The sequence below is a fragment of the Acinetobacter sp. IRS14 genome (assembly GCF_034650275.1).
Classification (GTDB): domain Bacteria; phylum Pseudomonadota; class Gammaproteobacteria; order Pseudomonadales; family Moraxellaceae; genus Acinetobacter; species Acinetobacter oleivorans.
In genome coordinates this window covers 168,732-192,808 of sequence record NZ_JAOVFN010000002.1, presented here as the reverse complement: position 1 = coordinate 192,808, position 24,077 = coordinate 168,732, and the positions used below count along the sequence as shown (strand labels likewise).

Genomic DNA, 24,077 nt, shown 5'->3' with positions numbered 1-24,077 from the left:
AGAATCTCAAATGAGGATTTAAATGACTAAACCACCATATCATGATGATCAAGCGTCATTGTCCGCACCCATTGAAGATTTGCAAGTGCGAATTACATTTTTGGATGATTTAGTTGAAGAATTAAATCAACAACTCGCTATTCAGACCCAAGAAATAGCTGATTTAAAAAAACAAATGCAATTTCTTTATCAACGTGTGGAATCATCGGATTTATCGGAAGGTATTGCACCTTTTGACCCATTAACCAATAAACCTCCTCACTATTAATAAAATGGCAAGTTCAATACTTGCCATTTTATTAGGGAATATCTTCAATTTTACTTAAAAACCATGCAATACGATTTTCCCTTTTGTTGTACCGCTTTCAATTTGCTGATGAACTCGTTTTAAATTTTCAGCATTAATTGGACTTATAACCTCGGTTACGGTCGTCTTGATTTTTCCTTCGTCAACTAGTTTGCTGACTTCATTTAATAGTTCACTTTGTTTTTGCATATCTTCGGTCTGGAACAGTGAACGTGTAAACATAAACTCCCAATGCACTGATACAGACTTTGATTTAAAAGGCTTAATATCTAACTGTGCTGGATCATCAATTAAGCCAAAATGACCTTGTGGCGCAATCAACTCTACGATATCTGATAAATGCTGATCTGTTTGAGTCGTTGAGAATACATATAAAGGTGCAGTTAAGCCTAATTGTTTGATTTGGGCTGCTAAAGGCTCCCGATGATCTAACACATAATCTGCTCCAAGTTGCTTAACCCATTCTTGAGTTTCTGCTCGTGAAGCTGTTGCAATAATTGTTAGGTTAGTCAGCTGCTTAAGAAGTTGAATGGTGATTGAACCTACACCACCAGCTCCGCCAATTACTAATATTGATGTATTTTCTGGAGCAGCTTTGGGTACTTGTAACCGATCAAATAACATTTCCCATGCTGTGATAGCAGTTAAAGGAAGAGCAGCAGCTTCAGTTGCTTCTAAAGTTTTTGGTTTATGACCCACAATGCGTTCATCAACCAACTGCAATTCACTATTACTGCCTTGGCGATTGAGTGCGCCTGCATACCAGACTGCATCTCCGATTTTAAATTGCGAGACTTGATCTCCAATCGCTTCAACAATGCCTACTGCATCCCAACCAAGAGTTTTCCACTGATTATTTTCTGGATTTACATTGTTGCGAATTTTTGTATCAACCGGATTAACTGAAATCGCCTGAACACGAACAAGTAAATCATGACCTTCTGCAACGGGAGTATCGAGTTCAATATCAACGAGTGCTTCTGGTGACGTAATGGGACCTGCTTTTTGATATGCCACAGCTTTCATAATAATAATTCCTCTTGTTGAGAGTTTGATCATAACGTAAGCTTAAATTTAGTGACTACAGACAAATAACGCTCATAGTGTCAAAAAGGATACTGTAAAATGGCAAAACTACGACATTCAAGTTTTGATTGCTCTCCGGGTTGTTCAGTGGAGGCGGCCATTAGTTTGATTGACGGAAAGTGGAAATGCGTCATTCTTTGGCATTTATTTAATGAAGGCACCTTACGGTTTAATGAAATTCGAAAGCGTGTTCCGAGCATTACCCAAAGAATGCTGACAAATCAGTTACGTGAGTTAGAGCAAGACGGAATTATTCATCGGGAAGTTTACCCTCAGGTCCCACCTAAAGTGGAATACTGCCTGACCGAATTAGGGCAAAGTCTTGAGCAAATTCTATTTGCTTTAAAACTGTGGGGTGATGCCCATCTTGACCGATTTGGAAAGTTGACACTTGTTAATGATGGTCAGAACTCTTAACTATATTTGAGTGACAATATTGCAATTTGCACAGTGAAATACCGATATTTGGGGTCTTGCGATCTTATCGGGCATTATTTTTCTGATGTAACTTGCGTTTTCTGGTCAGCTTATGCAACTCTAATAAAAGAGATTAATAGGTTTTGCTATGGACAATATGGGAATTTGGGTTACCGTTATCATTGTTCTTTTCGTACTAGGCTCCATTTTTGGTTTAAGAGTGAGCCCACGTGAAAAGGCACTTGGTATTATGCGTGATAAAGCCCGAAAAATAGGGTTACATCCACGTGTAATAGTTGCACCTGAATGGACACATGTTCCAATGGCTACTGAAAAACGTGCCAGCATGGTTGCTTATTATAGTGTATTGATTCCTGATGCCCGTTTATCCTTAATGCGTGCTCGTGTTATAGACGGCAAGTTAAAAGTGGTTCAGGGCGATGAGAAATTTAATGATTCTCCCATTGCATTAAAAGGGATTTATGCTATTGATATGCAGGCAAACTGTGTAGGGCTTTATTGGGATGAGGAATCAGACCTGAGAGCAACACAATTAGATGAGATGAAGGCTTATCTGTTGACCTTGGCTAAAGCCTGATTTTTAAATTTATTGGTATAGGAATAACATTTTATATGGCGAATACCTCGCGCTCTGCATCTCAAAGCACAGCATCTACTGCACCTGCTGCACATAAACGTGCCTTAGTGATTGTGGAGTCGCCTGCCAAAGCGAAAACCATCAATAAATATTTGGGTTCGCAATTCATTGTAAAGTCTTCAGTAGGTCACGTACGTGACTTGCCAACAGGCGGCAGTAAATCAACAGAGAAAAAGCCGGCTGCCCGGACTAAACTCACCGAAGCCGAAAAAGAACAAAAAGCTAGTCAGGCTTTAGTTAATCGTATGGGCGTTGATCCTGAGCATGGTTGGGAAGCTCATTACGAAGTTCTGCCTGGTAAAGAAAATGTTGTAGCTGAACTCAAAAAACTCGCCAAAGATGCCGATGCAATCTATCTCGCAACGGACTTGGATAGAGAAGGGGAAGCCATTGCTTGGCACCTAAGAGAAGTGATTGGTGGTGATGACAGCCGTTATCACCGCGTGGTATTTAACGAAATTACTAAAAATGCCATTCAAGAAGCATTTAAACAGCCAACACGTCTAGATTTAAATCGTGTAAATGCTCAGCAAGCACGCCGTTTCTTAGATCGTGTTGTGGGCTTTATGGTTTCGCCATTACTTTGGGAAAAAATTGCCCGTGGTTTATCAGCTGGACGTGTGCAGTCAGTAGCAGTGAAACTGGTTGTAGAACGTGAGCGAGAAATTCGTGCTTTTATTCCAGAAGAATATTGGCAAGTTTTTGCAGATACCCAAGCGAAAAAAGACGATATTCGTCTTGAAGCATTTAGACAGGCTGGTAAGACCCTTAAACTGAAAAATAAAGCTGAAACTGATGCTTTATTAGATGTTTTAAAAGGTGCTGAATATAAAGTTGCACAGCGTGAAGATAAACCAACTAAGGTCAATCCAAGCGCACCTTACATTACTTCAACTCTGCAACAGGCTGCGAGTACACGTTTAGGCTTTTCTGTGAAGAAAACCATGATGTTAGCTCAGCGTTTATATGAAGCTGGTTTTATTACCTATATGCGTACTGACTCAACTTTCTTGAGTGATGATGCAGTAAGCATGGTACGTGCGCATATTGAAAGCCAATATGGTGAAAAATATTTACCGGCAAAGCCAAACCGCTATGGGAACAAAGCGGGTGCTCAAGAAGCCCATGAGGCGATTCGTCCGTCAAATGTTGCACTTACAGGTGATCAGCTTGCGGGTGTAGAGCGTGATGCTCAACGACTATATGATTTGATCTGGCGTCAGTTTGTTGCGTGTCAAATGACACCAGCAGAATATTTGTCTTCTACTTTGATTGTTGAAGCGGCGAATGTTGAGCTAAAGGCGAAAGGCCGTACGCTTGTATTTGAAGGTTTCACTAAAGTACGTGGCGCGAATAAGTCAGATGACGATATTATTTTACCTGCTATTAAAGTAGGCGAAATTTTAAAGTTAGAAAAGTTAGATCCAAGTCAGCACTTTACTAAACCGCCTGCACGTTTTACTGAAGCATCTTTGGTTAAAGAGCTTGAAAAACGTAGTATTGGTCGTCCTTCGACTTATGCAGCGATTATTTCTACTATTCAGGAACGTGGTTACGTTAAGTTAGAAAACCGTCGTCTTTTCGCCGAAAAAATGGGTGAGATTGTGACGGATCGTCTGGATGAAAGTTTTAATAACTTGATGAACTATGCGTTTACGGCAGACCTTGAAGGACAGCTTGATAAAGTTGCAACAGGCGAGCGTAACTGGAAAGAGTTACTAGATACTTTCTACGGCGACTTTAAGAAACGTCTGACCAATGCTCAAGGCGAGCATGGCATGCGCCGTAACCAACCAGTTGAAGTACCAGCAGTACATTGCCCTGAATGCTCACGTCCAATGCAGATTCGTACGGGTACAACTGGTGTATTCTTAGGATGTTCCGGCTATAACTTGCCGCCTAAAGAGCGTTGTAAGGGTACATTGAACTTAACACCTGTTGAGTCTTTAGCTGCGTTATCTGATGATGATGGTGCTGAAACTGCTGACTTGATGTCAAAGCATCGCTGTGCAAAATGTGGCACTGCCATGGACAGCTATGTGATTGATGGTGGTCGTAAACTGCACGTATGTGGTAATAACCCTGACTGCGATGGTTTTGAGCTTGAAGAAGGTGAGTTCAAGATTAAGGGGTATGACGGGCCAACGATCCCATGTGATAAATGTGATGGTGAAATGCAGCTTAAGACTGGTCGTTTTGGCCCGTATTTCGCTTGTACAAGCTGTGACAATACCCGTAAAGTCTTGAAAAGTGGTCAACCTGCACCTCCACGTGTAGAACCGATCAAGATGGAACATTTACGTTCGGCGAAACATGATGACTTCTTTGTGTTGCGTGACGGTGCAGCTGGCTTATTCTTGGCAGCGAGTAAATTCCCGAAAATCCGTGAAACACGTGCACCAAAAGTTGCAGAGTTACGTAGTGTGGCAGCTCAGCTTGATCCAAAATATCAATTTATTTTACAAGCGCCAGATGTAGACCCTGAAGGTAATCCAACAATTGTGAAATTCAGTCGTAAGAATCAATCACAGTATGTCGGTTCAGAAACCCCAGAAGGTAAACAAACCAAATGGAGCCTAGTTTACCAAGATGGTAAATGGGTTGAGGGCTAACCAAGTCCACCATAAAAAATGCTAGCTCAGCTAGCATTTTTTATGTCTAAAACAATAAAAGAAAATTTTAATTTTATGGGGAATAAGAATGTGGAAAAACATTCGGGTCTTATGTTTATTAATTATTTTATTGATTGTTGCTGTTCAAGCATGGCGAGATCAAAATCAAGATTGGAATCGACCAGTTGTAGTCGTTTTACATCCAGTTAATGTAGATGGTTTAGAGACAACACAGAGCTATATTCGTCAGTTGAAAAACGAAGATTTTTGGGCAATTAACAGCTATTTAAGTGAGTGGTCACAGCATTATCGTGGACAATCAGGAAACTTTACAATTCGCTTAGGACAACAGTTGCAGCAACGACCACCTGAGGTTCCTCAAAATGCCAATATTTTGCATGTTATGTGGTGGAGCTTGAAATTTCGTTTCTATGCGTGGCGACAAAAACAACCTGAAGACAGTGGAGCATCACTTAAACTTTATTTAAATTATTATGATCCTAACTACCAAAAAGTCTTAATCCATTCGACTGCTTTAGAAAAAGGTCGTATTGGTAGTGTGAATTTATTTGCGACCAAGGCACAAGCTTCACAAAACCAGGTTGTGATTGTTCATGAGCTATTACATGGCTTTGGGGCACAAGACAAATATGATTTAAAAACAGGACAACCTATTTACCCTTTAGGTTATGCCCAACCTGAAAAAGTACCTCTATATCCACAAACTGATGCTGAAATTATGGGTGGCCGAACGCCTTTGTCTGAGCAGAGCAGTAAAATGCCGAATGGCTTACATGAAACAATAATAGGTTTACTTACAGCTCAAGAAATTGGCTGGGTGAAATAAAACTGTGGATAAATACTGCTTTATCCACATCAATTGTTAAGAAACGATGCAGATTTTATACAGACAAAAAATGTGAAGTGCATCACTATTATTAGGTAGATGAAATTCTAATACCTGATAATAAGAGTAGCCATGATGAAAACTGTAGGTAATGATTTAGTACGTAATCAGTTACATGCTGACCGTAAATGGTATTTGATATTGGGCTTTGTGCTTATTGGTTTTGGCCTGATTTTATTTAGTTCATTACCATTTGCGACTTTTTCTGTTGTTTTTTTATTTGGAATACTCATGATGGTCGGCGGTGTTTTGCATCTTGTCGCGGCTATGAGTGTTTTTAAAGGCGCAAGCCGATGGTTGTGGGCACTGTTTGGTGTGCTTTATTTAATGGCTGGTTATTATGCGTTTTCTACTCCAGTCACTACAGCAGTAGTACTGACAAGCCTATTATCTATAGCGCTGATCATTGCTGGTGCTATACGTACCATAAATGCAATTTTACTTAAGCCAATTAGTGGATGGGGCTGGACCCTGTTTTCAGGGTTATTGACGCTCGCTACAGGTATTTTAATTTTAGTTTCTAAAGATTCACCTTTTTGGGTATTAGGAATGTTCCTTGCTATTGATATTTTATTTCAGGGAATTAACTTTCTAGGTTTGGCTTCAGCCATTAAACATCTTCCTTCTAGTTCAAAAACAGTATCTTAAAAAATAATATTCGACCAAAGAGCACTTTAAGTGCTCTTTTTGTTTTTAGGATAGGCAGACCCATCTGTTGCCTCGGTCTGTTAAACTATGTCTTGGTGTTTTAGCGATATGTGTTATGAGTCTTGCAAAATTAATTAATGAACTAAATACTCAGCAAAAAAAAGCAGCCACTACGTCTGCGCAAAACTGTTTAGTTTTGGCGGGCGCTGGTTGTGGCAAGACTAAAACTATTGTTGCTCGTGCAGCTTATTTAATTGATCAGGGCTTGCCAGCGAACCAAATCCAGATTTTAACGTTCACGCGCCGTGCTGCGAGTGAAATTGTTGCGAGAGTAGAACAACATGTGGGAGCACAGGCAAAGGGTCTGCGAGCTTCAACTTTTCATACGTTTTGTATGTATTTACTACGCCGTAATCCACAAGCTTTTGGGTTAAATCAATTTAGTATTATTGATCGTGATGATCAGTTGCTTATGTTTCGCTTATTAAGAGGCAAAGATAAAGATAACGTCTTGCCCAAAGCCGCAGAGCTGTGTGATTTATATTCTTATGCGAGAAATACTCAAACAAAGCTTTCTGAGGCATTAATTAAACAGCTTCCAGATGCATATGAGCATAAGAATCAAATTGCAGATTTAATGAAAACCTATGAGCAGCGTAAACGAGAGCGTAATTTTTTAGATTACGACGATATCTTGTCAATTGTGGCTGTTCATTTACAAAATTCAGAAGCATTAACGAATTGGGTGGCAGGTTTTTGTCAGGCATTGCTAGTTGATGAAATGCAAGATACCAATCCTTTGCAATGGGCTTTATTACAACCATTGATTGGCAAAGTGAAGCTATTTTGTGTTGGCGATGATGCCCAGTCGATTTATGGTTTTCGCGGTGCAGACTTTGAAAATATCCATTCTTTTAAAGAGCGGATACCCGACGCAGTTATTCATACACTGGATTTAAATTATCGTTCGACTCAAGAAATCTTGGATTTATCAAACTGGTTGTTGGCCCACAGCCCAATTGATTATCAAAAACAACTACAAGCACATCGTGGGCAAGGGCAAAAGCCTCAGCTGCACCTATTTGGTAATGAGTATGAAGAAGCAAACTGGATTGCACAGGACTTAATAACGCGACATCAGCAAGGTGCAAGCTGGTACGACCATATGGTTTTGGTCCGTTCTGGCTATAGTGCACGATATTTGGAAGGGGCTTTCATTGCTGCTGAAGTACCTTATCGTTTTATTGGTGGGGTAAAACTTCTTGAGTCTGCACATGTGAAAGACGTGCTTAGCTTGCTACGCATTGTGAGCAATCCTCACGATGATTTGGCGTGGATGCGTTTTTTAACCTTGTGGGATGGTATTGGTGACGTTGGTGCAAGTAAGCTAGCGCAAGAGTTGATGGGAATTGTTGACGTTGAGGAGCGCTGCAATCGTCTAGAACGTCATGGGAAAGTCCCTTTACAAGCGATTTTAATTTTAAAACAGCTAGATGTATTACAGCAGCATGTGGAAGCAAGCATTGGCTTGGCACTCGATGCTTTAGGTGAACAACTAGAGCAAAATTATAAAACTAAAGATTGGTCTCGCCGATTAAAAGACTTTGATTTAGTCAAACAACTTGCACGTAAACATGCGTCTTTAGGTGAGTTCCTCGAAGAATATGTTCTTGAACCTATCTCAGTTTCTGAAATTGAGAAAGCTGCTGATCAGGATTTAGTGACTTTAATTACGATTCATTCCGCTAAAGGTGCTGAACAGAAAGTCTGCTATGTACCTCATGTATCGCCTAATCAATATCCTTATGCAAGGGCGCAGGGGGATTTTGATGATGTCGAGGAAGAGCGCCGTGTATTGTATGTTGCCTTAACACGTGCAGAAAATGAATTAATTTTGACCAAGCAAAATCTCAATACATGGTCAGAAGACAATTATGATGAACAAGGTCGTAAAATCGAAAGTTATTTCCTAAATGATCTTCCTACACATTTAGTTCAAGCAAAGATTCATAGGCAAGTACCTCAGCCATTTGCTAAAAAGCAATGGAACCGTTCACCTACAGTAAATTTAGGTTTTGGTATCGATCTGGATTAAACTACTGTATAAGACACTGTGATTACTTAAATATATTGGCTACTCCCTTTAATTGCCAATTAAGGTTAGAAAATGAAGATATTAGTTCGTAATTTAGATCGTGCTGTGAGTGAAACTGAAATTTTAGAGTTATTCAAAGCATTTGGTAAAGTTGAAACGTGTGTTCTTGTTACTGATAAAGACACTGGCAAATCAAAAGGTTTTGGTTTTGTTGAAATGCCTAACCCTCGTGAAGCAATTAAGGCAATTAAAGGCTTAAACCTGCTTAAAGTTAAAGGTAATGGAATTCGCGTTAAAGCAGCTGAAGAATAAGTCTTCAGTGTGAAAAGACAGTTTTTAGCTCTTTCGATTGTAACGCCAAATGGTATTCGTATCGCTGAAGGTATCAAAACACTTGAAGTGCGTTCATGGGTACCTACAAAACTGCCAATCAAAGATCTATTAATTGTCGAGAACCAAAAATTTTTGGTTAAAGATACTGATGAAGAAGAGGGAGTTGATGTCGACTCTATTCATGCTTGGCGAAACGATGAAATTGAGCCAGCATGTGCAACTGCTTGGGACGAAGGGTATTTTGCTTGGGTTTTAAGGAATGTTCGTCCTATAAAGCAGCCACTAAAAGTTTTAGCGAAACGTAAAATTTATCAAGTTGAGCTGGATTTACCATAAATAACGTTGATTTTATTAATGGAGTCGTTAAGCTAAAGAATAGCTGTTGCAATAGCGATTTTAGAACAGGAAAGTTTAGTTATGTCACGTGTTGCTCGTTATCATGCCGATCGTACCAATCAGAAGCTCTATTTTGCGCGCTTAGCGTGTCAACAGGCAGAACAGACCGATCATGTGCAGCAGATACAAGCTTACCGTGAAGCAGCTGTATTTCATTTACATGGCGCAATGTTAGCATTCTTACAAGAACTCGTACGTTATTACCGTTTAAATGAATTGCAACCCACTTTAAAATCTATTGAAGAACATATGGCGGCAAAAGGACAAGTTTCTCCAGAAGTGTCCGTTTTGCAACAATTGGCGAAAGATGGTTTTGTTGCAGAGCTCAAACGAGCTTACCGTATGTGTCAATATGCACCAGAACCTAAAGAGCCGACCCCAGAAGAAGAAACTTCTTCTAATCTCATTATCAAAGTAACTCAAGGTCCTCAATCTTGGTTGCCAGATGTTAAGATTTTGCGTGAATGGCATCGTGAATTAAGCCATTTAATTGATGGTTTTCGTAATGAAATGGTCGAGTTCTAAAATTAAACTGCCCGAACGCTTGAAATTTAATCCGGGTGTGCCTATATAAATAAGACAAGAGATGCAAAGTGCAAGGGTGCTTTGCCACCATGTTGAAACATGGAGGAAATATATGTCTATACAGCAATTGAAAGAGTTATTTGGAAATCAAGAAGCCGTTTTGGAATTAGTCCAACTCGAAGGTGGTGAACTCGCCTTACGTAATGCAGGTTCTGAGAATGAACCCTTGGTTAAAATTCAATTTAGCGATGAAGTAAAAGCAATCTTGGGTGAGCAAACTCCAGTTGTTGCTCAGCATATGATTCAGGCTGCACTATTTGGACTGCTCGAAAAGCAGGTAAATGAATGGCAGGCTGAAGTACTAGACGAACAGCCTAAATTCTTGAGTTAAAAAAAGCGTACTCTTGAGTACGCTTTTTATATGGGTTAATGAATAGTTGACTGATGGGCAAGCTCGATCTGATTTAATATATGATGGCTCATATTCTTTGCCATTTCCTCTTTGGCATAGAACACTTCACCAATATTCTCATCTCTGATTACTGCCGCTTCTTCTTTACTTTCTGCGCAAATTAACACCTGAATTTGAGGGTTTAATTGCTTAGCGATCGCCACAATACGGTGAATATCTAAAATATCCATAGGTGAGATCACCAAGAGTCTTGCATGCATGATGTGTGCTTGAATTAAAACACCCGGTTCGGTTGCAACACCACTCACAGCAGCAATATTCGACTGACGTAGCTTTTCTACGATTTCACGATTCTCTTCAGCAATAACGACTTTAATATTTTCATTAATTAAATTTTCAGTAATACGTCGTCCCACACCACCATATCCAACAATCACAACCTGATCGCGTAAGTAAGCCTGATCAACTTCATCGGGTAACATGGCTAATGGGTCACCACTACGTTCAAGAAGTCGGGCTAGGTGAGAGCGCTCACGAATCCAGCGTTGTACAGGCTCAATGGCAGAGAATATAAAGGAGTTCAGCGTTATCGAAAATAAAGCACCAGCTAAAATCAGATTTTGTGCTTCTAAGCTTAATAAGCCTAATGAGACGCCGAGAGTCGCTAAAATAAATGAGAATTCACCAATTTGGGCCAAACTCGCACCAACTGTAAGCGCTGTATTAATTGGATAGCGAAAGAATAAAACCAAAGCCATTGCAGCAAGTGTTTTACCTACCATAATAATTGCGATAACGGCCAAAATATGGAGTGGACGCTCAACAAGAATATGTGGATCAAACAGCATACCCACAGAAACAAAAAACAGAATTGAGAAAATTTCACGTAGTGGAAGTGTTTCTTCTTCTGCGCGGTGGCTAAAGTCTGATTCTTTAACAACCATCCCTGCAAAGAAAGCTCCTAGTGCCATTGAAACCCCGAAAATGGCATAAGACCCGTAGGCAATTGAAACAGCAGCGGCAACAACAGTAAGGGTGAATAACTCTCTTGAACCTAAACGAGCAACAAACTGCATAATAATAGGAACGACACGTTTACCTACAATCAGCATAAAGGCAATAAAGCCAATTACTTTTAATAAAGTGAGTCCAAGGGTTAACCAGATATTACCATCTGCACCTTCTGGTGCTTTCCCACCGAGTAAAACCGCTGTAGCTGGAAGGAGTACTAAAACAAGTACCATCACTAAATCTTCGACTAACAGCCAACCCACAGCAATTTTGCCGTTGACTGAGTCTAAAAGACCTCGGTCTCCTAAAGCTTTTAATAATACAACAGTACTCGCACACGACAGGCTTAAGCCAAAAACGAGTGCAGAACCAAAGCTCCATCCCCAGAGCATGGATACACCGACCCCTAATAGGGTAGCGACGGCAATTTGTAAAATCGCACCTGGTACAGCAATACGTCGAACCAGCAGCAAGTCATTTAACGAAAAGTGCATCCCTACACCAAACATCAGGAACATGACCCCGAGTTCTGCAAGCTGATTAGCAAGATGAATATCTGCTTCTATGCCGGGTGTATTTGGGCTAATAATAATTCCGGCAATTAAATAGCCAATAAGAGGAGGAAGTCGTAATCGGGCTGCAAGATAACCAAAAAAGAGGGCAACACCGAAACCAACAGCAAGTAAAACAATTAAATCTACGTCATGCGGCACTAAAAACTCCTTTTACGTGAGTTAGGCTAAAGACAAGCATAAAAAATGCCAAGGCGAAATATGTGGAAAGTTTAACAAAAAAAAGCTAGCTATAAAAAAAATGCAAAAAAAAACGACTTCATTGTGAAGTCGTTTTTTTTCGAGGCTAAAATTATTTGATTTTAGCTTCTTTGAAAATCACGTGTTGACGGATTTTTGGATCAAATTTTTTGATTTCCATTTTTTCCGGCATAGTACGTTTGTTTTTAGTCGTGGTATAGAAATAACCTGTACCAGCTGTAGAAACGAGACGAATCTTATCACGCATTGTTCAGACTCCTTAGATCTTTTGACCTTGAGCACGAAGGTCTGCAACAACCTTTTCGATACCCAATTTGTCAATAATACGCATACCTTTAGTGGTTAAACGAAGACGTACAAAACGTTTTTCGCTTTCTAACCAGAAACGGTGGTGGTGCAGGTTCGGCTCGAACCGGCGCTTGGTTTTGTTGTTGGCGTGTGAGACGTTGTTACCAACGACTGGACGCTTGCCGGTAACTTGGCAAACCTTAGACATGGTGTAACTCCATTGATTCAGCCAACAGCAAATCTGTGGCCAGTCATACTAAATGTAAACGGATGAATTCATTCAAGGGGCGTTTTATACCAAAAATACGATTAAAAGACAAGCGGAATTGGTAAAAACGAGGCATGATTTAGTATAACAGATCATGCCTTGATCAGTTAGCGCAACAAGGTTTTCGAAATGAAACGATGAATGGGCTTATTGAACGGTGGAAGAATGTATTTAAGGCTATAAAGTTTTGGATTAGACATCACCGAACGTTCATGAGAAAGGCTAAAAAAGCCCTCTGGTCCGTGATATTTCCCCATACCTGATGCACCAATTCCCCCAAACGGTAAATCATCTTGAGCCACATGGGTAATCACCATGTTGATTCCGAAGTGCCCTGAGTGGGTATGCTGTGCAATATAGTCAGCACGTGCCTGATCATAGTCAAAATAATACATTGCTAAAGGACGCGGGCGACTATTAATGAATTCAACAACTTCTTCTATTTGGTCATATTCTAAAATTGGTAGGATCGGACCAAAAATTTCATTCTGCATAATATCCATTGCAGTCGTTACGCCTGTAACTAAAGTCGGTGCAATTTTACGGACATCATCTAAAATTTCATTTTGTGGATTAATTTCAATAATACGAGCACCTTGATCGCGGGCATTTTCAAGATAGCCCTGAATGCGGTTGTATTGCTTGTCATTAATAATAGACGTGTAATCTTGATTATTGCGGAAATGCGGATACATGCCAGCCACAATCAATTTAAAGTTTTCGATGAACTCGGCAGTTTTCCCGCGCGGCAAGAAAATATGGTCAGGTGCAACACAGGTTTGACCCGCGTTCCATAATTTCCCTACAGCAATACGTTGAGCCACATCTTTCATATCCATCGATGCATGCACAAGGGCAGGAGATTTTCCGCCTAATTCAAGAATAACAGGAACCAGATTTTGAGCTGCGGCTGCCATCACTGTTTTACCAACAGAAGTTGAGCCGGTGAAAATCATTTTGTCAAAAGGCAAATGACTAAAAGCATCTGAAATAACGCCGCCACCATTTACTACAGCAACTAATTCTTGTGGGAACGCTTCTGCTAATGCACTTTCAAGAACTCGACCAAAGTTAGGAGAGGCACTCGAAATTTTGATCATGGCATGGTTGCCAGCTGCCAGTGCACAAATTAATGGCCCAACTGAAAGAAGTAATGGGTAATTCCATGGTGTAATAATACCAATTACACCCATAGGTTGATATTGTACCCAACCTTTTGCTGGCTGATGTAATACACTGATATGGCGTTTTGAAGGTTTCATCCACGCTGTCAGATGTTTACTGTAATATTTGATTTGTTCCAAACTGGTGAGTAGCTCACCAATTTTTGTTTCCATAACTGCACGATTACCATAATCAAGGTTAATTGCGTCGGCAATCTGATCTTGATATTTTACCAAGACTCTTTTAAGACGAGCTAAACGATCAATACGCTCTTTAGCAGTGGGTACCGGATGACGTAAATAAGCAAGCTTTTGTTGTTCAAGCAAATCATGTAAATGCTTAACATCATAAGGAAGCTGAGTCTCTGGATTTGTTTTTGTTTGACTGTTCATCGGTACTTACCAAATACATTGATATATTTATTTTTTAGAGTAAATACTCTAAATAGTCAAGTCAGTTTATGTGTTCAAGTCTTAACCATGTGAATTATTAAAGGTTATTAAAATGTCTCAACCTAAAGCTCTGAAGACAAAAGACCGGATTTTACAAATCAGTTTGCAGCTTTTTAACGAGCGAGGTGAACGGTCAGTTACAACCAATCATATTGCTGCGGAGTTGGGTATCAGTCCCGGAAATTTGTATTATCATTTCCGGAATAAGCATGAAATCATTAAGGAATTAATGTATCAATATCAGGCCGAGACATTGGAAGTGCTTTCTTTACCTGACGACAGACCATTAACGACCAATGATAAAATCAACTATTTTCAAGTGCTCAGCGGTCAACTCTGGAGTTACCGTTTTATTCATCGTGATGTTTATCATTTAGTTGAAAGTAACGAAGACTTTAAAAAGATTTATCCGCGTTTTGCAGGGCAGGTGATGCAGCAGGGGCAAAAGATTTATCAAGCCTTTGTAGATGCAGGTCTTATGAAAATGACGGCATCGGAAATTGAAGCCCTCATTATTAACCTCTGGATTGTATTAACAAACTGGACAAACTTTTTGTATATGTCTGGTCATATTAGTGACAATAACCATTTAGAAGAAAAATGGGTTTGGCAAGCATTACGCCAAATGGTTTTCCTTGAAGGTCCTTATCTTATGGGGGAGAGCCGAGCAACTTATGAGCAGTTGCTTGAATCTCTTGGCCCTTCAGATCTATTTGCTAGCTTATCGTCCTTAAAAGACGAATAGTTGTGCTTGTTTATTTAGGGCGCTAGAATACTCGGCCTATTAAAAGATTTATCTCAATTAAGTGATATTAACCAAATGAATATGACCACTGCCAATACAGCCCGTTTACTGATTACTTGTGAAGACAAGCCAGGGATCGTACAAGCGGTATCGAGCTTTTTGTATCACCAAGGTGCAAACATTACCGCGCTTGATCAGTATGCGACGGAAGCTCAGGGCGGACGTTATTTCATGCGTGTTGAATTTGAACTTGATCATTTACAGTCGCGTAAAGATGCATTAATTCAAACTTTTGCTGCGAACGTTGCTGAGCGTTACGGCATGCAATGGCGTCTTGCTTTCGTAAACGATGTTAAAAAAGTTGGTATTTTAGTTTCTAAAGTTGACCATGCATTGCTTGAGTTGCTATGGCGTCATGCACGTGGTTCGTTACCTTGTGAAATTACTCATGTCATTTCTAATCATGAAGATTTACGTGAATCTGTTGAAAACTTCGGTATTCCATTTACTGTAATTAAAGTCACTAAAGACAATAAAGCTGAAGCTTATGCGCAAATTGATGAAATGATGCAAGGCAATGATTTATTAGTTCTTGCACGTTACATGCAGATTTTAAGCGAAGATTTTGTTGCGAAATGGGAAATGAAAATCATCAATATTCATCATTCTTTCTTGCCAGCTTTCGTGGGTGCTAATCCATATAAGCAAGCTTATGAAAAAGGTGTGAAGTTGATTGGCGCGACAGCTCACTATGTGACAGCTGACCTTGACCAAGGTCCAATTATTGAGCAAGACGTTGAGCGTGTGAGCCACGACTATAATGTTGAGCAATTACGTGAGCTAGGTGAAGATGTAGAGCGTAATGTATTGGCTCGTGCAGTAAAATGGCATTTAGAAGACCGTATTATTGTTGATGGTAATAAGACTGTTGTTTTTTAAATAACGGTTATTTTAAAAAGCACGCTTCTTGCGTGTTTTTTTATATTTAAAATAAAATTGAAATAATATAACATATCAATAACAAATGGATTTATCATAGAATTAGACCTGTTCATGTTGTAAATAGCCCAGCTATTTAAGTTTAGCTAAACAAATTGTGAACATGGGTGTCTATTGATGTAACTATGAGAAAACTAAAGTAAAGACACTCAGCAAGCATGAAGCTATGACAAAGAGTAAATGTTTTTCTCAAAAAATAGTTGCAAATGAAAACACTTCTCATTTATTATTGTGGCACTTTATTGTTCTATCCGATGTTTGAAATCGTTTCTATAAATAGAAATCTGAAATCATCATCCATTAGGTAATTAGATTCTTATGAGTCAATCTTCCGCAGCCTTAAACGCTCCCAATCCGATGAAAAAGAAAGTCATCACAGCACTAATTGCAGTTGCAATTGGTCATATCGGGGTCTTATGGGCAGTTAGTCATATTAAGCCTGCTGAATTAAAGCCAATCGATAAGAAACCTTTACAGGTACGTTTCGTAAAAATTCAAGAGCAACCTAAACCGCTACCTCCTAAACCAAAGGAACCGCCTAAAAAGCCGGAACCTAAGAAAGAGGTAAAAGAAGTTAAAGTTGTTGAAAAGCCTGTGACACCACCGAAAAAAGTGGAAAAAATTCAACAGGTGAAAAAAGCTGAAACACCAAAAGAAACAGTAAAGACAGAACCTAAAGTTGAAACCAAAGTGGTGACAACGACTGTTTCTGAAAAAGTCGTTGAAAAACCAAAGCCAGTAGTACAAGAAGCACCTAAAGCTCAACCCGCTCCAGATCCATCACCAAAACGAGTTTCAATTGGTGGTTCGGGTGTACAGTGGAGTCGTTCACCACGTTTAACAGTTTCTTCAAAAGATTTACAAGGCGAAGCACGCTCTGTCATGGTACTGATTGAAGCCGATGAAAAAGGCAAGATTATTAATGTACGAGTGACGAGAAGTAGTGGTATTCCAAGTCTAGATGACAAAGTTGTCCGTGCTGTTCGCGGTGCGAAATTTAAACCTTATATGGAAAATGGTGTTGCTTATCCAATTAAAGCAGAGCAACCCTTTGATTTAACCCCTTAAATGAATTTGAGTCCCAACGGCTAACCTTAATCAGGAGTTCATATGAACTTTTCAATCTATTGGCAACATGCAGATGCAGTGAGTAAAACCCTGTATTTCATCTTATTGGCAATGTCGATTGCTACCTGGACAGTTTTCATCTTACGTTTGATGGGGACTCGCCAATTAAAGCAACAAGCTTATGCTCAACTTTCTCAGGCTATCGCTTCGCTAAAAGCAAAGTTACAACCTTTAAGTTTTGAGCAGCGTAAAGCGGTTGCGGAGCAGGCTCTACTTCGTCAAATTTCTGCTGAAAAAGTCAATGCTGAAAAAGGTATTTCTGTTTTAGGAACAATTGCTTCAATTGCACCATTCGTTGGTTTGTTTGGTACGGTATGGGGTATTTTCCATGCACTTGTTGCAGTCGGTAAAAGTGGACAAGCAGGTTTGGCTCAAGTGGCTACACCAGTAGGTGAGGCGCTTATTATGACGGGCCTTGGTCTTGCAGTTGCGATTCCTGCGGTATTGGCTTATAACATTTGTGTACGCGCTAACCGTGATCTTGCTCATGATTTACAAGATCAAGCGCACAGCTTATTAATTGATACGATGTTGCAGCAAGACTCAACTGTAAAGTCTGATGTTAAAACTGCACAGCAAAGTTATGTTGGAGGTCAAGCTTAATGGCTTTTCAATTGGGTGAAGACCACGATAGTGGCATAAATGAGATGAACCTCATTCCGCTAATCGACATTATGTTGGTGTTAATGATCATCTTTTTGGTCACAGCAACAGTTGCCAACCCATCGATTCCATTAACGCTTCCTAAAACAACTGCTGAAATTATTGATCCACCACCAAAAGCAATTACGATTAGTATTAATGCAAATGGTGAAGTGGCTTGGGATACTCAAGTAATTAGCCTTGATGAGCTTCAAAAACGTTTTCAAGAAGCAGGTCAAGGTGATGTTAAACCAACAGTTCAGCTTCGTGCAGATAAAGAGTCGAAGTACGATACTGTTGCACAGGTAATGTCTCGCGCCAGTGAAGCCGGACTGAGCGATATTGCCTTTGTCAGTGAAAACTAAAATTTAGTTTACCTAATAAAAAAGCAACCAAATCGGTTGCTTTTTTATTGCTCTAATTTATTGATCTTTCATAAGATGCTGGAATTTACTATATAGCTTGAGCAACTTAGGTGGAATCGCAAAGTTGCAATAACCTTGTGAAGGATTCTTTGCATAGTAATTCTGATGATATTCTTCGGCTGGGTAGAACGTCGGAACAGGAGACAATTCAGTCACAATATCAAGATCATCATCTTTTAACGTTTGAATCGTATGTTCCGCTGCTTGCTTTTGCTCTTCATTATAATAATAAATAACAGAGCGGTATTGCGTGCCGATATCATTACCTTGGCGATTTAAAGTCGTTGGATCGTGAGTCGCGAAGAATACATCGAGTAACTGGGAGTATGTTACTTGCTCTTCATCAAAATCAACCAAGATCACCTCAGCGTGCTGGGTGTCTCCTTGACATACTTGCTCGTAGGTAGGGTTAGTCGTGTGCCCACCTGCATAACCACTAGTTACTTTTTCTACACCGCGTATTTGTAAAAATACAGCTTCGACGCACCAAAAACAGCCGCCGCCAAATAATGCCTGTTGCATTGTTTTTCCCTCTATTTCCTACCTATTACAATAGGGTTTATGTATTTAAAATACAAAGTAAAGCATGTATAAAAAAGTAAAGAAAAGTGCATTACTTATTTCATTTAGCTTTAGGTAAACCTTGTCGAACGATTTGAGAGAAGTGTTCACTACTCTGATCTGAGAGCTGTTCAAAATTTTCAGTACGTGGATTGATATGTGCAATTTGATACCACTGTTTTAAACTGACATTTTGATTAAGAGCTTTAAGATCATATAAATAATTAGGTAAATAACCTGAAGCGATTAGACGATAATCTTTAGGAAGTTGATAGGGGTTAATCGCTTGAACCATATCAAAAATTAGAGTTGTACAGTTACTCGTGAGCGTATTGTACCACTCTGGTTTTGTACGCAACTCATCTGATTTTTTAAGATATTCTAAAAATAAAGCTTTTTGCTCAGATCGTGGCATATTGATAGGAAAATTATAAACTTGCTCTTTGCGGATATTACTACGCGTATAGACAATATCTTTCTCATCAGAAGCAATTAAGCTCAGTTCATATTTTCTAAAAAAACCACCGATTGCCGAAAACTCTTCAGTTTTTTCTTTGCGAATCTCGATTGAGAAGACTAAAGGTTGTTGGTGTGCAAATTCGAAGCTGACCAGTGTATGGGCAATTTGTGGTCCCATCCAGTAAGAAGCAATGATGTTTATTCCATTTAACTGGTTGAGGTCAAAAGTTCGAGTTTCCCAGCGAACATCATAGGTTCCATCGGGATGCCAGTTAAAGTTACGGACATTATGTAAAGTGATTACATCGCCGTGCTTTTCATAGCTCAGCATATTGGCAACTTCAGGGTTCCAGTCACGGTCTTGACGTGCAGTAATCGAAAAATACCAAACGAGAGAGCAGGCAAATGCTAAAAGGTAAATCAGGATGTCTGTACGGCGGCTAACAAGATGGCCTTCAACATATAGACCTGCCATACTCAGCGCAAAAGCAATCCAGATGCCAATGAGTATGCGGCTGCCTAACCAGCCAAAAGGCTGTTGAACCCAGAGCGCTACACATACCCAAATACTAGAGAACACAATAAACAGCGTGAATAGACTATGTAACAGCCCAAAAAGTAGAGCAATAATAAATTCACGTGTTCCGATATTGTGCATAGGCATCCATAGAATTATTTTTTATAAGTGGCAAACTCGAATGAAGTTCCTGATTTTTCATCAACTTGCTGTTCACTTGCAGTTTTATGAAATTCACTCGGTATTGTTGGATAATGTGCATCACCTTGCACATCTAAGTCAACATGAGTAAGTTCAAGACGGTCTGCAATTGACAAAGTTTGCTTGAATATCTCGCCGCCACCGATGATGAACAATGCCTGCTTTTCAGTATTTTTTACATCTTCTAAAGCTGCATTTAAAGCATCTTCAATTGAATAGGCAATTTTAACACCGTCAAATTGCCAGTTAATGTCACGGGTAATGATCCAGTTCACACGGTTTGGTAGCGCACGACCCATAGACTCAAGAGTTTTACGACCCATCACAACCACACCGCCTTGTGTGATTTCTTTAAAGTGTTTTAAGTCGGCAGAAATATGCCATGGCAACGCATTGCCTTTACCAATACAGTGGTTTTTATCCATTGCCACAACGTGAACAACTTCTACATTTTGCCATGCCATAATCTTATTCTCTAAACCGTAACCTAATGAAATTTGAGTCGTTGTTATACTGCAACTGGTGCTTTAATTGCAGGATGCGACTCATAACCTACAATTTCAACATCTTCAAATTTGAAATCAAATAAGTCTTTTATTTCTGGATTTAGTTTCAATTGGCAGAGCGGTAAAGGCTCACGTGTCAATTGAAGTTGTGCTTGCTCAAAATGGTTGGCATAAAGATGTGTATCACCACCAGTCCATACAAAATCACCGACTCCTAAACCGCACACTTGAGCAATCATATGGGTGAGTAGAGCATAGCTCGCAATGTTAAAAGGCACACCTAAGAACACGTCTGCGCTACGTTGATAAAGTTGGCACGACAATTTGTTATCTTGTACGAAAAATTGAAAAAGCGTGTGGCAAGGTGGTAAGGCTACTTGTCCAGCTTCGTTTGGGTTCCAACCAGAAATAATTAAACGACGTGAGTTTGGGTTGGTTTTAATTTCATTAATTAACCATTTAATCTGGTCAAAACCATCTTGGTTATAAGTGCCGTCAGCGTTTTTTGTTGCGCCGAAATTACGCCATTGATGACCATAGACTGGACCAAGCTCATGCTCTGGGCGGCCAAAACGAGCAGTTTGTTCTGCTGTTGCCCATTCGTCCCAAATTGAAACTTTATTATCTTTTAGATATTGGACGTTGGTATCGCCTTTTAAAAACCAAAGTAACTCAATCACAATAGAACGGAAGTGAACTTTTTTTGTGGTGAGTAAAGGAAAACCTTTAGAGAGATCAAAACGCATTTGATGACCAAATACAGAACGGGTTCCTGTGCCTGTACGGTCGCCTTTGTCACCGCCATTATCAAGGATATGTTGTAGTAGGTCTAAATATGCACGCATAACACTCTCGAGTTCGGATTAATTCCATAAAATAAAAGGGGGGAGATAGCTCAATGATAAATAATTACGCAATAGAGCTGCTTCATCATGAACCATTGAAGATGATACCCTTTGTAGCTCAAGATGAAAATCTAAAAATAGTTCTATGACATTTCAATAGATGTAATTATTCAAATCGTTTAGCACGATTTTGATGTATCGAAACCAGAAAAAAGCCAACCAATACAAAACCTAAAGCTTGTATAGCAAGAATCCATTTATGCTGAGCAGGAAGTAGATACATCAAAATAACAACGATCAAAATAGGATAGATGCTGCTTAAAAATCTAAAGCTCGATTTGTCTGATGTGTTATTTGAAATTTTGCTATTTAAGTAATGTCCAACATGTAAACCAAAACCGAAAATAAGGCTAAGAACAGTATAAGTCGGTGATAAAGGCTGGGCTTGATTGGCTACATAAATTGCAGCACAAACCGCAATAATGAAAATGAGTTTGATATGGCGCGGAGCGTTGTACCAATAAGCCAACATGAAAACCAGACCTATTTCTTAAAAAGTGATTGAGGTGAAAAAATAAAAGCAGCAAGTGCCATAAAAGCAATTCCTTGCACACCCCAGATCAGCAAGTTCGGCATCGCTTTAACAAAAATAAGGGCAAACAAAAGGGCAATAGGGATCCAAGTAAGTAAACGGTAGAGTAAACCCGTCGGGTTGCTTTGAGCGAAATGCAATTTAAAGTAACGACAAATTAAAAAAATTACCCCAGTTCCAGTAAACATTAGAATCGTATCTAAAGGCAGTGGTTGGTATTGATATAGCGCAATACAAATAAGTAGCGTAATAATCAAAATCACTAATTTTTTAAATGTTGGGACTTGCGTGTTAAACCAGAATTCCAGCATGGTATATCTTCATCTTGGGAGAGTAAAAACTGTAGCATAAAAAAAGAAAAGAGGAGCCGAAACTCCTCTAATTTAGATATTAACTATTCTTTTGTGGACCCCAGTCATAAATTTTCTTTTGATAGGCATACCACATCATCCAAAGGCCAATCAGCAACATTGGAATTGTTAGAATCTGTCCTTTTGTCATCCAACCAAATAGAATAAAACCTTGGTCGGCATCTGGTTGGCGGAAGAATTCCATAACAAAGCGGGCAACACCATATCCCATTAAGAATAGGGCAGAAACGGCCATACGAGGACGTGGTTTTGAACTAAACCACCACAGAACAATGAATAGAATCAAACCTTCACAAAGCGCTTGATAGATTTGTGATGGATGGCGAACTAGGTGTAACGGATCTGTTGGGAAGATCATACCGAATGGATAATTTGGGTCAGTTACCGCACGACCATATAACTCTCCACCAATAAAGTTACCAATGCGTCCAAACATTAAGCCAGTCGGTACACAAGGGGCAATAAAGTCGAGCGTTTGGAACCATGTTTTTTGGTATTTTTTACACCAAAATAGCATAGCAACCATAACACCGAGAAAGCCGCCATGGAAACTCATACCACCTGTCCAGACTTGGAATAACCAAATCGGATTTTCGAGGAATTTATCAAACTCATAGAAAAGGACATAGCCGACACGACCGCCCAGAACAACACCTAGGGCACCATAGAACACTAGGTCGGAAACCATTTCTGATGTCCAGCCATCACGTTGTTTGGCACGGTAGGAAGCAAGCCCCCAAGCACATAAAAATGCCAATAAATACATGAGTCCATACCAATGGACTTGAAGAGGTCCTAGATGTATTGCGACCGGATCGATATTAGGATAGGTCAGCATTGCTGCTCCTTGATCTTACGTTTTGACAGATTGTAGCGGAATGATGTGAAAAATGTTGTACATTCAATGTGTAAAGATAGGGAACAAGAATCAATGTGTATTGTGGCTTTAGCATGGCATGTTCTGGATGATATGCCCTTGTGTCTTATGTCAAATCGGGATGAGTTTTATCATCGTCCAACAGCTTTGTTGCATCAGTGGGAACATACTCCGATTGTTGCAGGACAAGATTTGCAGTCGGGTGGCACGTGGATGGGCATTACGCCTCAAGGTCGATGGGCTGTTTTAACCAACTTCCGTGATGGGCGAGATCAAAAGTCTTATGAGACTTCTCGGGGGCATTTGGTGCAGGCTTTTTTAGAATCTGATTTAATGCCGATTCGATTTGCTCAACAATTGGAACAGCAACAACAGAGTTTTGCTGGCTTTAACTTGTTTATGGGAAATGCTGATCAAGCGGTTTATATGAGTAACCGTGGTGAAGCTCCGCAAGTATTGGCTAACGGTGTGTATGTGGTTTCGAATGGCTTGATGTCTGAACATTGGGAAAAAACTAAACATTTACGAACTCGTTTTACACAAGAGTTTTTGCCTATGCTTCAGCATCAGACAGAAGAGTTAACTTTGCAACATGCGGCGTGGGATATTCTGGAAGATGAGCGCAAAGTCACAACTGCTTTATTACCCAATACTGGCATTCAAGCAGAGATGGAAGAGTTATTGTCATCTACCTTTATTCAAAGTCCTGTGTATGGCACACGCTGTTCGAATTTTCTAAGAATGACTAATAATGAATGGCTTTGGTTTGAAAAGACCCAACAAGGTGAGCACAGCGGTCAAATTGTAGAGCAGCAAATTCCTTTAAATCGATAGCAATAAAAATGCCGATCAATTGA

28 protein-coding genes and 1 pseudogene are annotated in these 24,077 nt (G+C 39.7%); 17 read left to right on the top strand and 12 right to left on the bottom strand.

All coding sequences use genetic code 11. The features are described 5' to 3' along the window. Positions 1 to 22: 22 nt before the first annotated feature. Positions 23 to 268 carry a SlyX family protein gene (locus ODQ17_RS03160; protein WP_005302092.1) on the top strand — a complete coding sequence of 82 codons (246 nt, stop codon included), beginning with the start codon at positions 23 to 25 and terminating at the stop codon, positions 266 to 268. A 54-nt stretch (positions 269 to 322) separates the two neighbouring features. Here ODQ17_RS03160 and ODQ17_RS03155 read toward each other — a convergent pair whose 3' ends face one another. Next, complete coding sequence (locus ODQ17_RS03155; protein WP_322901672.1) at positions 323 to 1,333, bottom strand: zinc-binding alcohol dehydrogenase family protein; 1,011 nt, start codon at positions 1,331 to 1,333, stop codon at positions 323 to 325. Positions 1,334 to 1,432: 99 nt separating this feature from the next. Here ODQ17_RS03155 and ODQ17_RS03150 point away from each other — a divergent pair, with 99 nt between their 5' ends. From ODQ17_RS03150 to ODQ17_RS03105, 10 genes are all read left to right on the top strand, one after another. Further along, positions 1,433 to 1,810, top strand: a complete 378-nt coding sequence (locus tag ODQ17_RS03150; RefSeq protein ID WP_005302097.1) for a winged helix-turn-helix transcriptional regulator — start codon at positions 1,433 to 1,435, stop codon at positions 1,808 to 1,810. Positions 1,811 to 1,958: 148 nt separating this feature from the next. Beyond that, positions 1,959 to 2,408 (top strand): hypothetical protein, encoded by a 450-nt coding sequence (locus ODQ17_RS03145; protein WP_004794821.1) that lies wholly within the window; start codon positions 1,959 to 1,961, stop codon positions 2,406 to 2,408. Between the two features lie 35 nt (positions 2,409 to 2,443). Continuing rightward, positions 2,444 to 5,080 (top strand): type I DNA topoisomerase, encoded by a 2,637-nt coding sequence (topA, locus tag ODQ17_RS03140; RefSeq protein WP_013199013.1) that lies wholly within the window; start codon positions 2,444 to 2,446, stop codon positions 5,078 to 5,080. An 88-nt stretch (positions 5,081 to 5,168) separates the two neighbouring features. Then, positions 5,169 to 5,927 carry a hypothetical protein gene (locus ODQ17_RS03135; protein WP_322901670.1) on the top strand — a complete coding sequence of 253 codons (759 nt, stop codon included), beginning with the start codon at positions 5,169 to 5,171 and terminating at the stop codon, positions 5,925 to 5,927. Positions 5,928 to 6,062: 135 nt separating this feature from the next. Then, positions 6,063 to 6,635, top strand: coding sequence for an HdeD family acid-resistance protein (locus tag ODQ17_RS03130; RefSeq protein WP_013199011.1), 573 nt, complete (start codon positions 6,063 to 6,065; stop codon positions 6,633 to 6,635). A 115-nt stretch (positions 6,636 to 6,750) separates the two neighbouring features. Then, positions 6,751 to 8,730, top strand: coding sequence for an ATP-dependent helicase (locus ODQ17_RS03125; RefSeq protein WP_322901668.1), 1,980 nt, complete (start codon positions 6,751 to 6,753; stop codon positions 8,728 to 8,730). A gap of 72 nt (positions 8,731 to 8,802) precedes the next feature. Continuing rightward, a complete protein-coding gene (locus ODQ17_RS03120) occupies positions 8,803 to 9,042 on the top strand; it encodes an RNA recognition motif domain-containing protein (protein WP_003654760.1) in 240 nt (79 codons plus the stop codon). Between the two features lie 9 nt (positions 9,043 to 9,051). After that, entirely contained in the window at positions 9,052 to 9,399 is a 348-nt protein-coding gene (locus tag ODQ17_RS03115; protein WP_322901666.1) for an ASCH domain-containing protein, read from the top strand. 81 nt (positions 9,400 to 9,480) lie between these two features. Further along, the gene (locus ODQ17_RS03110) at positions 9,481 to 9,984 is read left to right on the top strand and encodes a DUF6586 family protein (protein ID WP_004794811.1); all 504 of its coding nucleotides are present in this window, start codon (positions 9,481 to 9,483) and stop codon (positions 9,982 to 9,984) included. Between the two features lie 112 nt (positions 9,985 to 10,096). Beyond that, positions 10,097 to 10,375, top strand: coding sequence for a hypothetical protein (locus tag ODQ17_RS03105; RefSeq protein WP_002114792.1), 279 nt, complete (start codon positions 10,097 to 10,099; stop codon positions 10,373 to 10,375). Positions 10,376 to 10,410: 35 nt separating this feature from the next. Here ODQ17_RS03105 and ODQ17_RS03100 read toward each other — a convergent pair whose 3' ends face one another. From ODQ17_RS03100 to ODQ17_RS03085, 4 genes are all read right to left on the bottom strand, one after another. Continuing rightward, positions 10,411 to 12,120: a cation:proton antiporter gene (locus tag ODQ17_RS03100; RefSeq protein ID WP_049837926.1), complete on the bottom strand. Its 1,710-nt coding sequence runs from the start codon at positions 12,118 to 12,120 to the stop codon at positions 10,411 to 10,413. Between the two features lie 151 nt (positions 12,121 to 12,271). Beyond that, positions 12,272 to 12,427 carry a 50S ribosomal protein L33 gene (rpmG, locus tag ODQ17_RS03095; RefSeq protein WP_003654787.1) on the bottom strand — a complete coding sequence of 52 codons (156 nt, stop codon included), beginning with the start codon at positions 12,425 to 12,427 and terminating at the stop codon, positions 12,272 to 12,274. Positions 12,428 to 12,439: 12 nt separating this feature from the next. Beyond that, entirely contained in the window at positions 12,440 to 12,676 is a 237-nt protein-coding gene (gene rpmB, locus ODQ17_RS03090) for a 50S ribosomal protein L28 (protein ID WP_000048256.1), read from the bottom strand. Positions 12,677 to 12,843: 167 nt separating this feature from the next. Then, the gene (locus ODQ17_RS03085; protein WP_005302127.1) at positions 12,844 to 14,292 is read right to left on the bottom strand and encodes a coniferyl aldehyde dehydrogenase; all 1,449 of its coding nucleotides are present in this window, start codon (positions 14,290 to 14,292) and stop codon (positions 12,844 to 12,846) included. 112 nt (positions 14,293 to 14,404) lie between these two features. Here ODQ17_RS03085 and ODQ17_RS03080 point away from each other — a divergent pair, with 112 nt between their 5' ends. From ODQ17_RS03080 to ODQ17_RS03060, 5 genes are all read left to right on the top strand, one after another. Continuing rightward, entirely contained in the window at positions 14,405 to 15,097 is a 693-nt protein-coding gene (locus ODQ17_RS03080; RefSeq protein ID WP_005302132.1) for a TetR/AcrR family transcriptional regulator, read from the top strand. A gap of 75 nt (positions 15,098 to 15,172) precedes the next feature. Next, complete coding sequence (purU, locus tag ODQ17_RS03075) at positions 15,173 to 16,036, top strand: formyltetrahydrofolate deformylase (RefSeq protein ID WP_004794803.1); 864 nt, start codon at positions 15,173 to 15,175, stop codon at positions 16,034 to 16,036. Between the two features lie 378 nt (positions 16,037 to 16,414). Then, on the top strand, positions 16,415 to 17,164 hold the full coding sequence (locus ODQ17_RS03070; protein WP_013199006.1) for an energy transducer TonB: 750 nt from the start codon (positions 16,415 to 16,417) through the stop codon (positions 17,162 to 17,164). Positions 17,165 to 17,206: 42 nt separating this feature from the next. Next, positions 17,207 to 17,827: a MotA/TolQ/ExbB proton channel family protein gene (locus ODQ17_RS03065; RefSeq protein WP_322901660.1), complete on the top strand. Its 621-nt coding sequence runs from the start codon at positions 17,207 to 17,209 to the stop codon at positions 17,825 to 17,827. Next, complete coding sequence (locus ODQ17_RS03060) at positions 17,827 to 18,231, top strand: ExbD/TolR family protein (protein WP_003654800.1); 405 nt, start codon at positions 17,827 to 17,829, stop codon at positions 18,229 to 18,231. Before ODQ17_RS03065 ends, ODQ17_RS03060 begins: the two co-directional genes overlap by 1 nt. 57 nt (positions 18,232 to 18,288) lie before the next feature. On the opposite strand, the gene msrA is transcribed toward ODQ17_RS03060, so the two are convergent. The 7 genes and pseudogenes from msrA to lgt all read right to left on the bottom strand — a co-directional run bounded on the left by msrA (position 18,289) and on the right by lgt (position 23,181). Beyond that, complete coding sequence (gene msrA, locus ODQ17_RS03055) at positions 18,289 to 18,813, bottom strand: peptide-methionine (S)-S-oxide reductase MsrA (protein ID WP_005036987.1); 525 nt, start codon at positions 18,811 to 18,813, stop codon at positions 18,289 to 18,291. Between the two features lie 100 nt (positions 18,814 to 18,913). After that, positions 18,914 to 19,969 carry an Lnb N-terminal periplasmic domain-containing protein gene (locus ODQ17_RS03050; RefSeq protein ID WP_151766730.1) on the bottom strand — a complete coding sequence of 352 codons (1,056 nt, stop codon included), beginning with the start codon at positions 19,967 to 19,969 and terminating at the stop codon, positions 18,914 to 18,916. 14 nt (positions 19,970 to 19,983) lie between these two features. Next, positions 19,984 to 20,493 (bottom strand): dihydrofolate reductase, encoded by a 510-nt coding sequence (locus ODQ17_RS03045; RefSeq protein ID WP_004794794.1) that lies wholly within the window; start codon positions 20,491 to 20,493, stop codon positions 19,984 to 19,986. A 44-nt stretch (positions 20,494 to 20,537) separates the two neighbouring features. Beyond that, positions 20,538 to 21,380 (bottom strand): thymidylate synthase, encoded by an 843-nt coding sequence (thyA, locus tag ODQ17_RS03040; protein WP_005302144.1) that lies wholly within the window; start codon positions 21,378 to 21,380, stop codon positions 20,538 to 20,540. Positions 21,381 to 21,548: 168 nt separating this feature from the next. Next, a pseudogene (locus ODQ17_RS03035) lies at positions 21,549 to 21,912 on the bottom strand (hypothetical protein); the annotation flags it as partial. Between the two features lie 11 nt (positions 21,913 to 21,923). After that, on the bottom strand, positions 21,924 to 22,283 hold the full coding sequence (locus tag ODQ17_RS03030; protein WP_005302149.1) for a hypothetical protein: 360 nt from the start codon (positions 22,281 to 22,283) through the stop codon (positions 21,924 to 21,926). Between the two features lie 79 nt (positions 22,284 to 22,362). After that, positions 22,363 to 23,181, bottom strand: a complete 819-nt coding sequence (lgt, locus tag ODQ17_RS03025) for a prolipoprotein diacylglyceryl transferase (RefSeq protein WP_005302151.1) — start codon at positions 23,179 to 23,181, stop codon at positions 22,363 to 22,365. 93 nt (positions 23,182 to 23,274) lie between these two features. Here lgt and ODQ17_RS03020 point away from each other — a divergent pair, with 93 nt between their 5' ends. After that, positions 23,275 to 24,054, top strand: coding sequence for an NRDE family protein (locus ODQ17_RS03020; RefSeq protein WP_322901794.1), 780 nt, complete (start codon positions 23,275 to 23,277; stop codon positions 24,052 to 24,054). Positions 24,055 to 24,077: the final 23 nt, after the last annotated feature.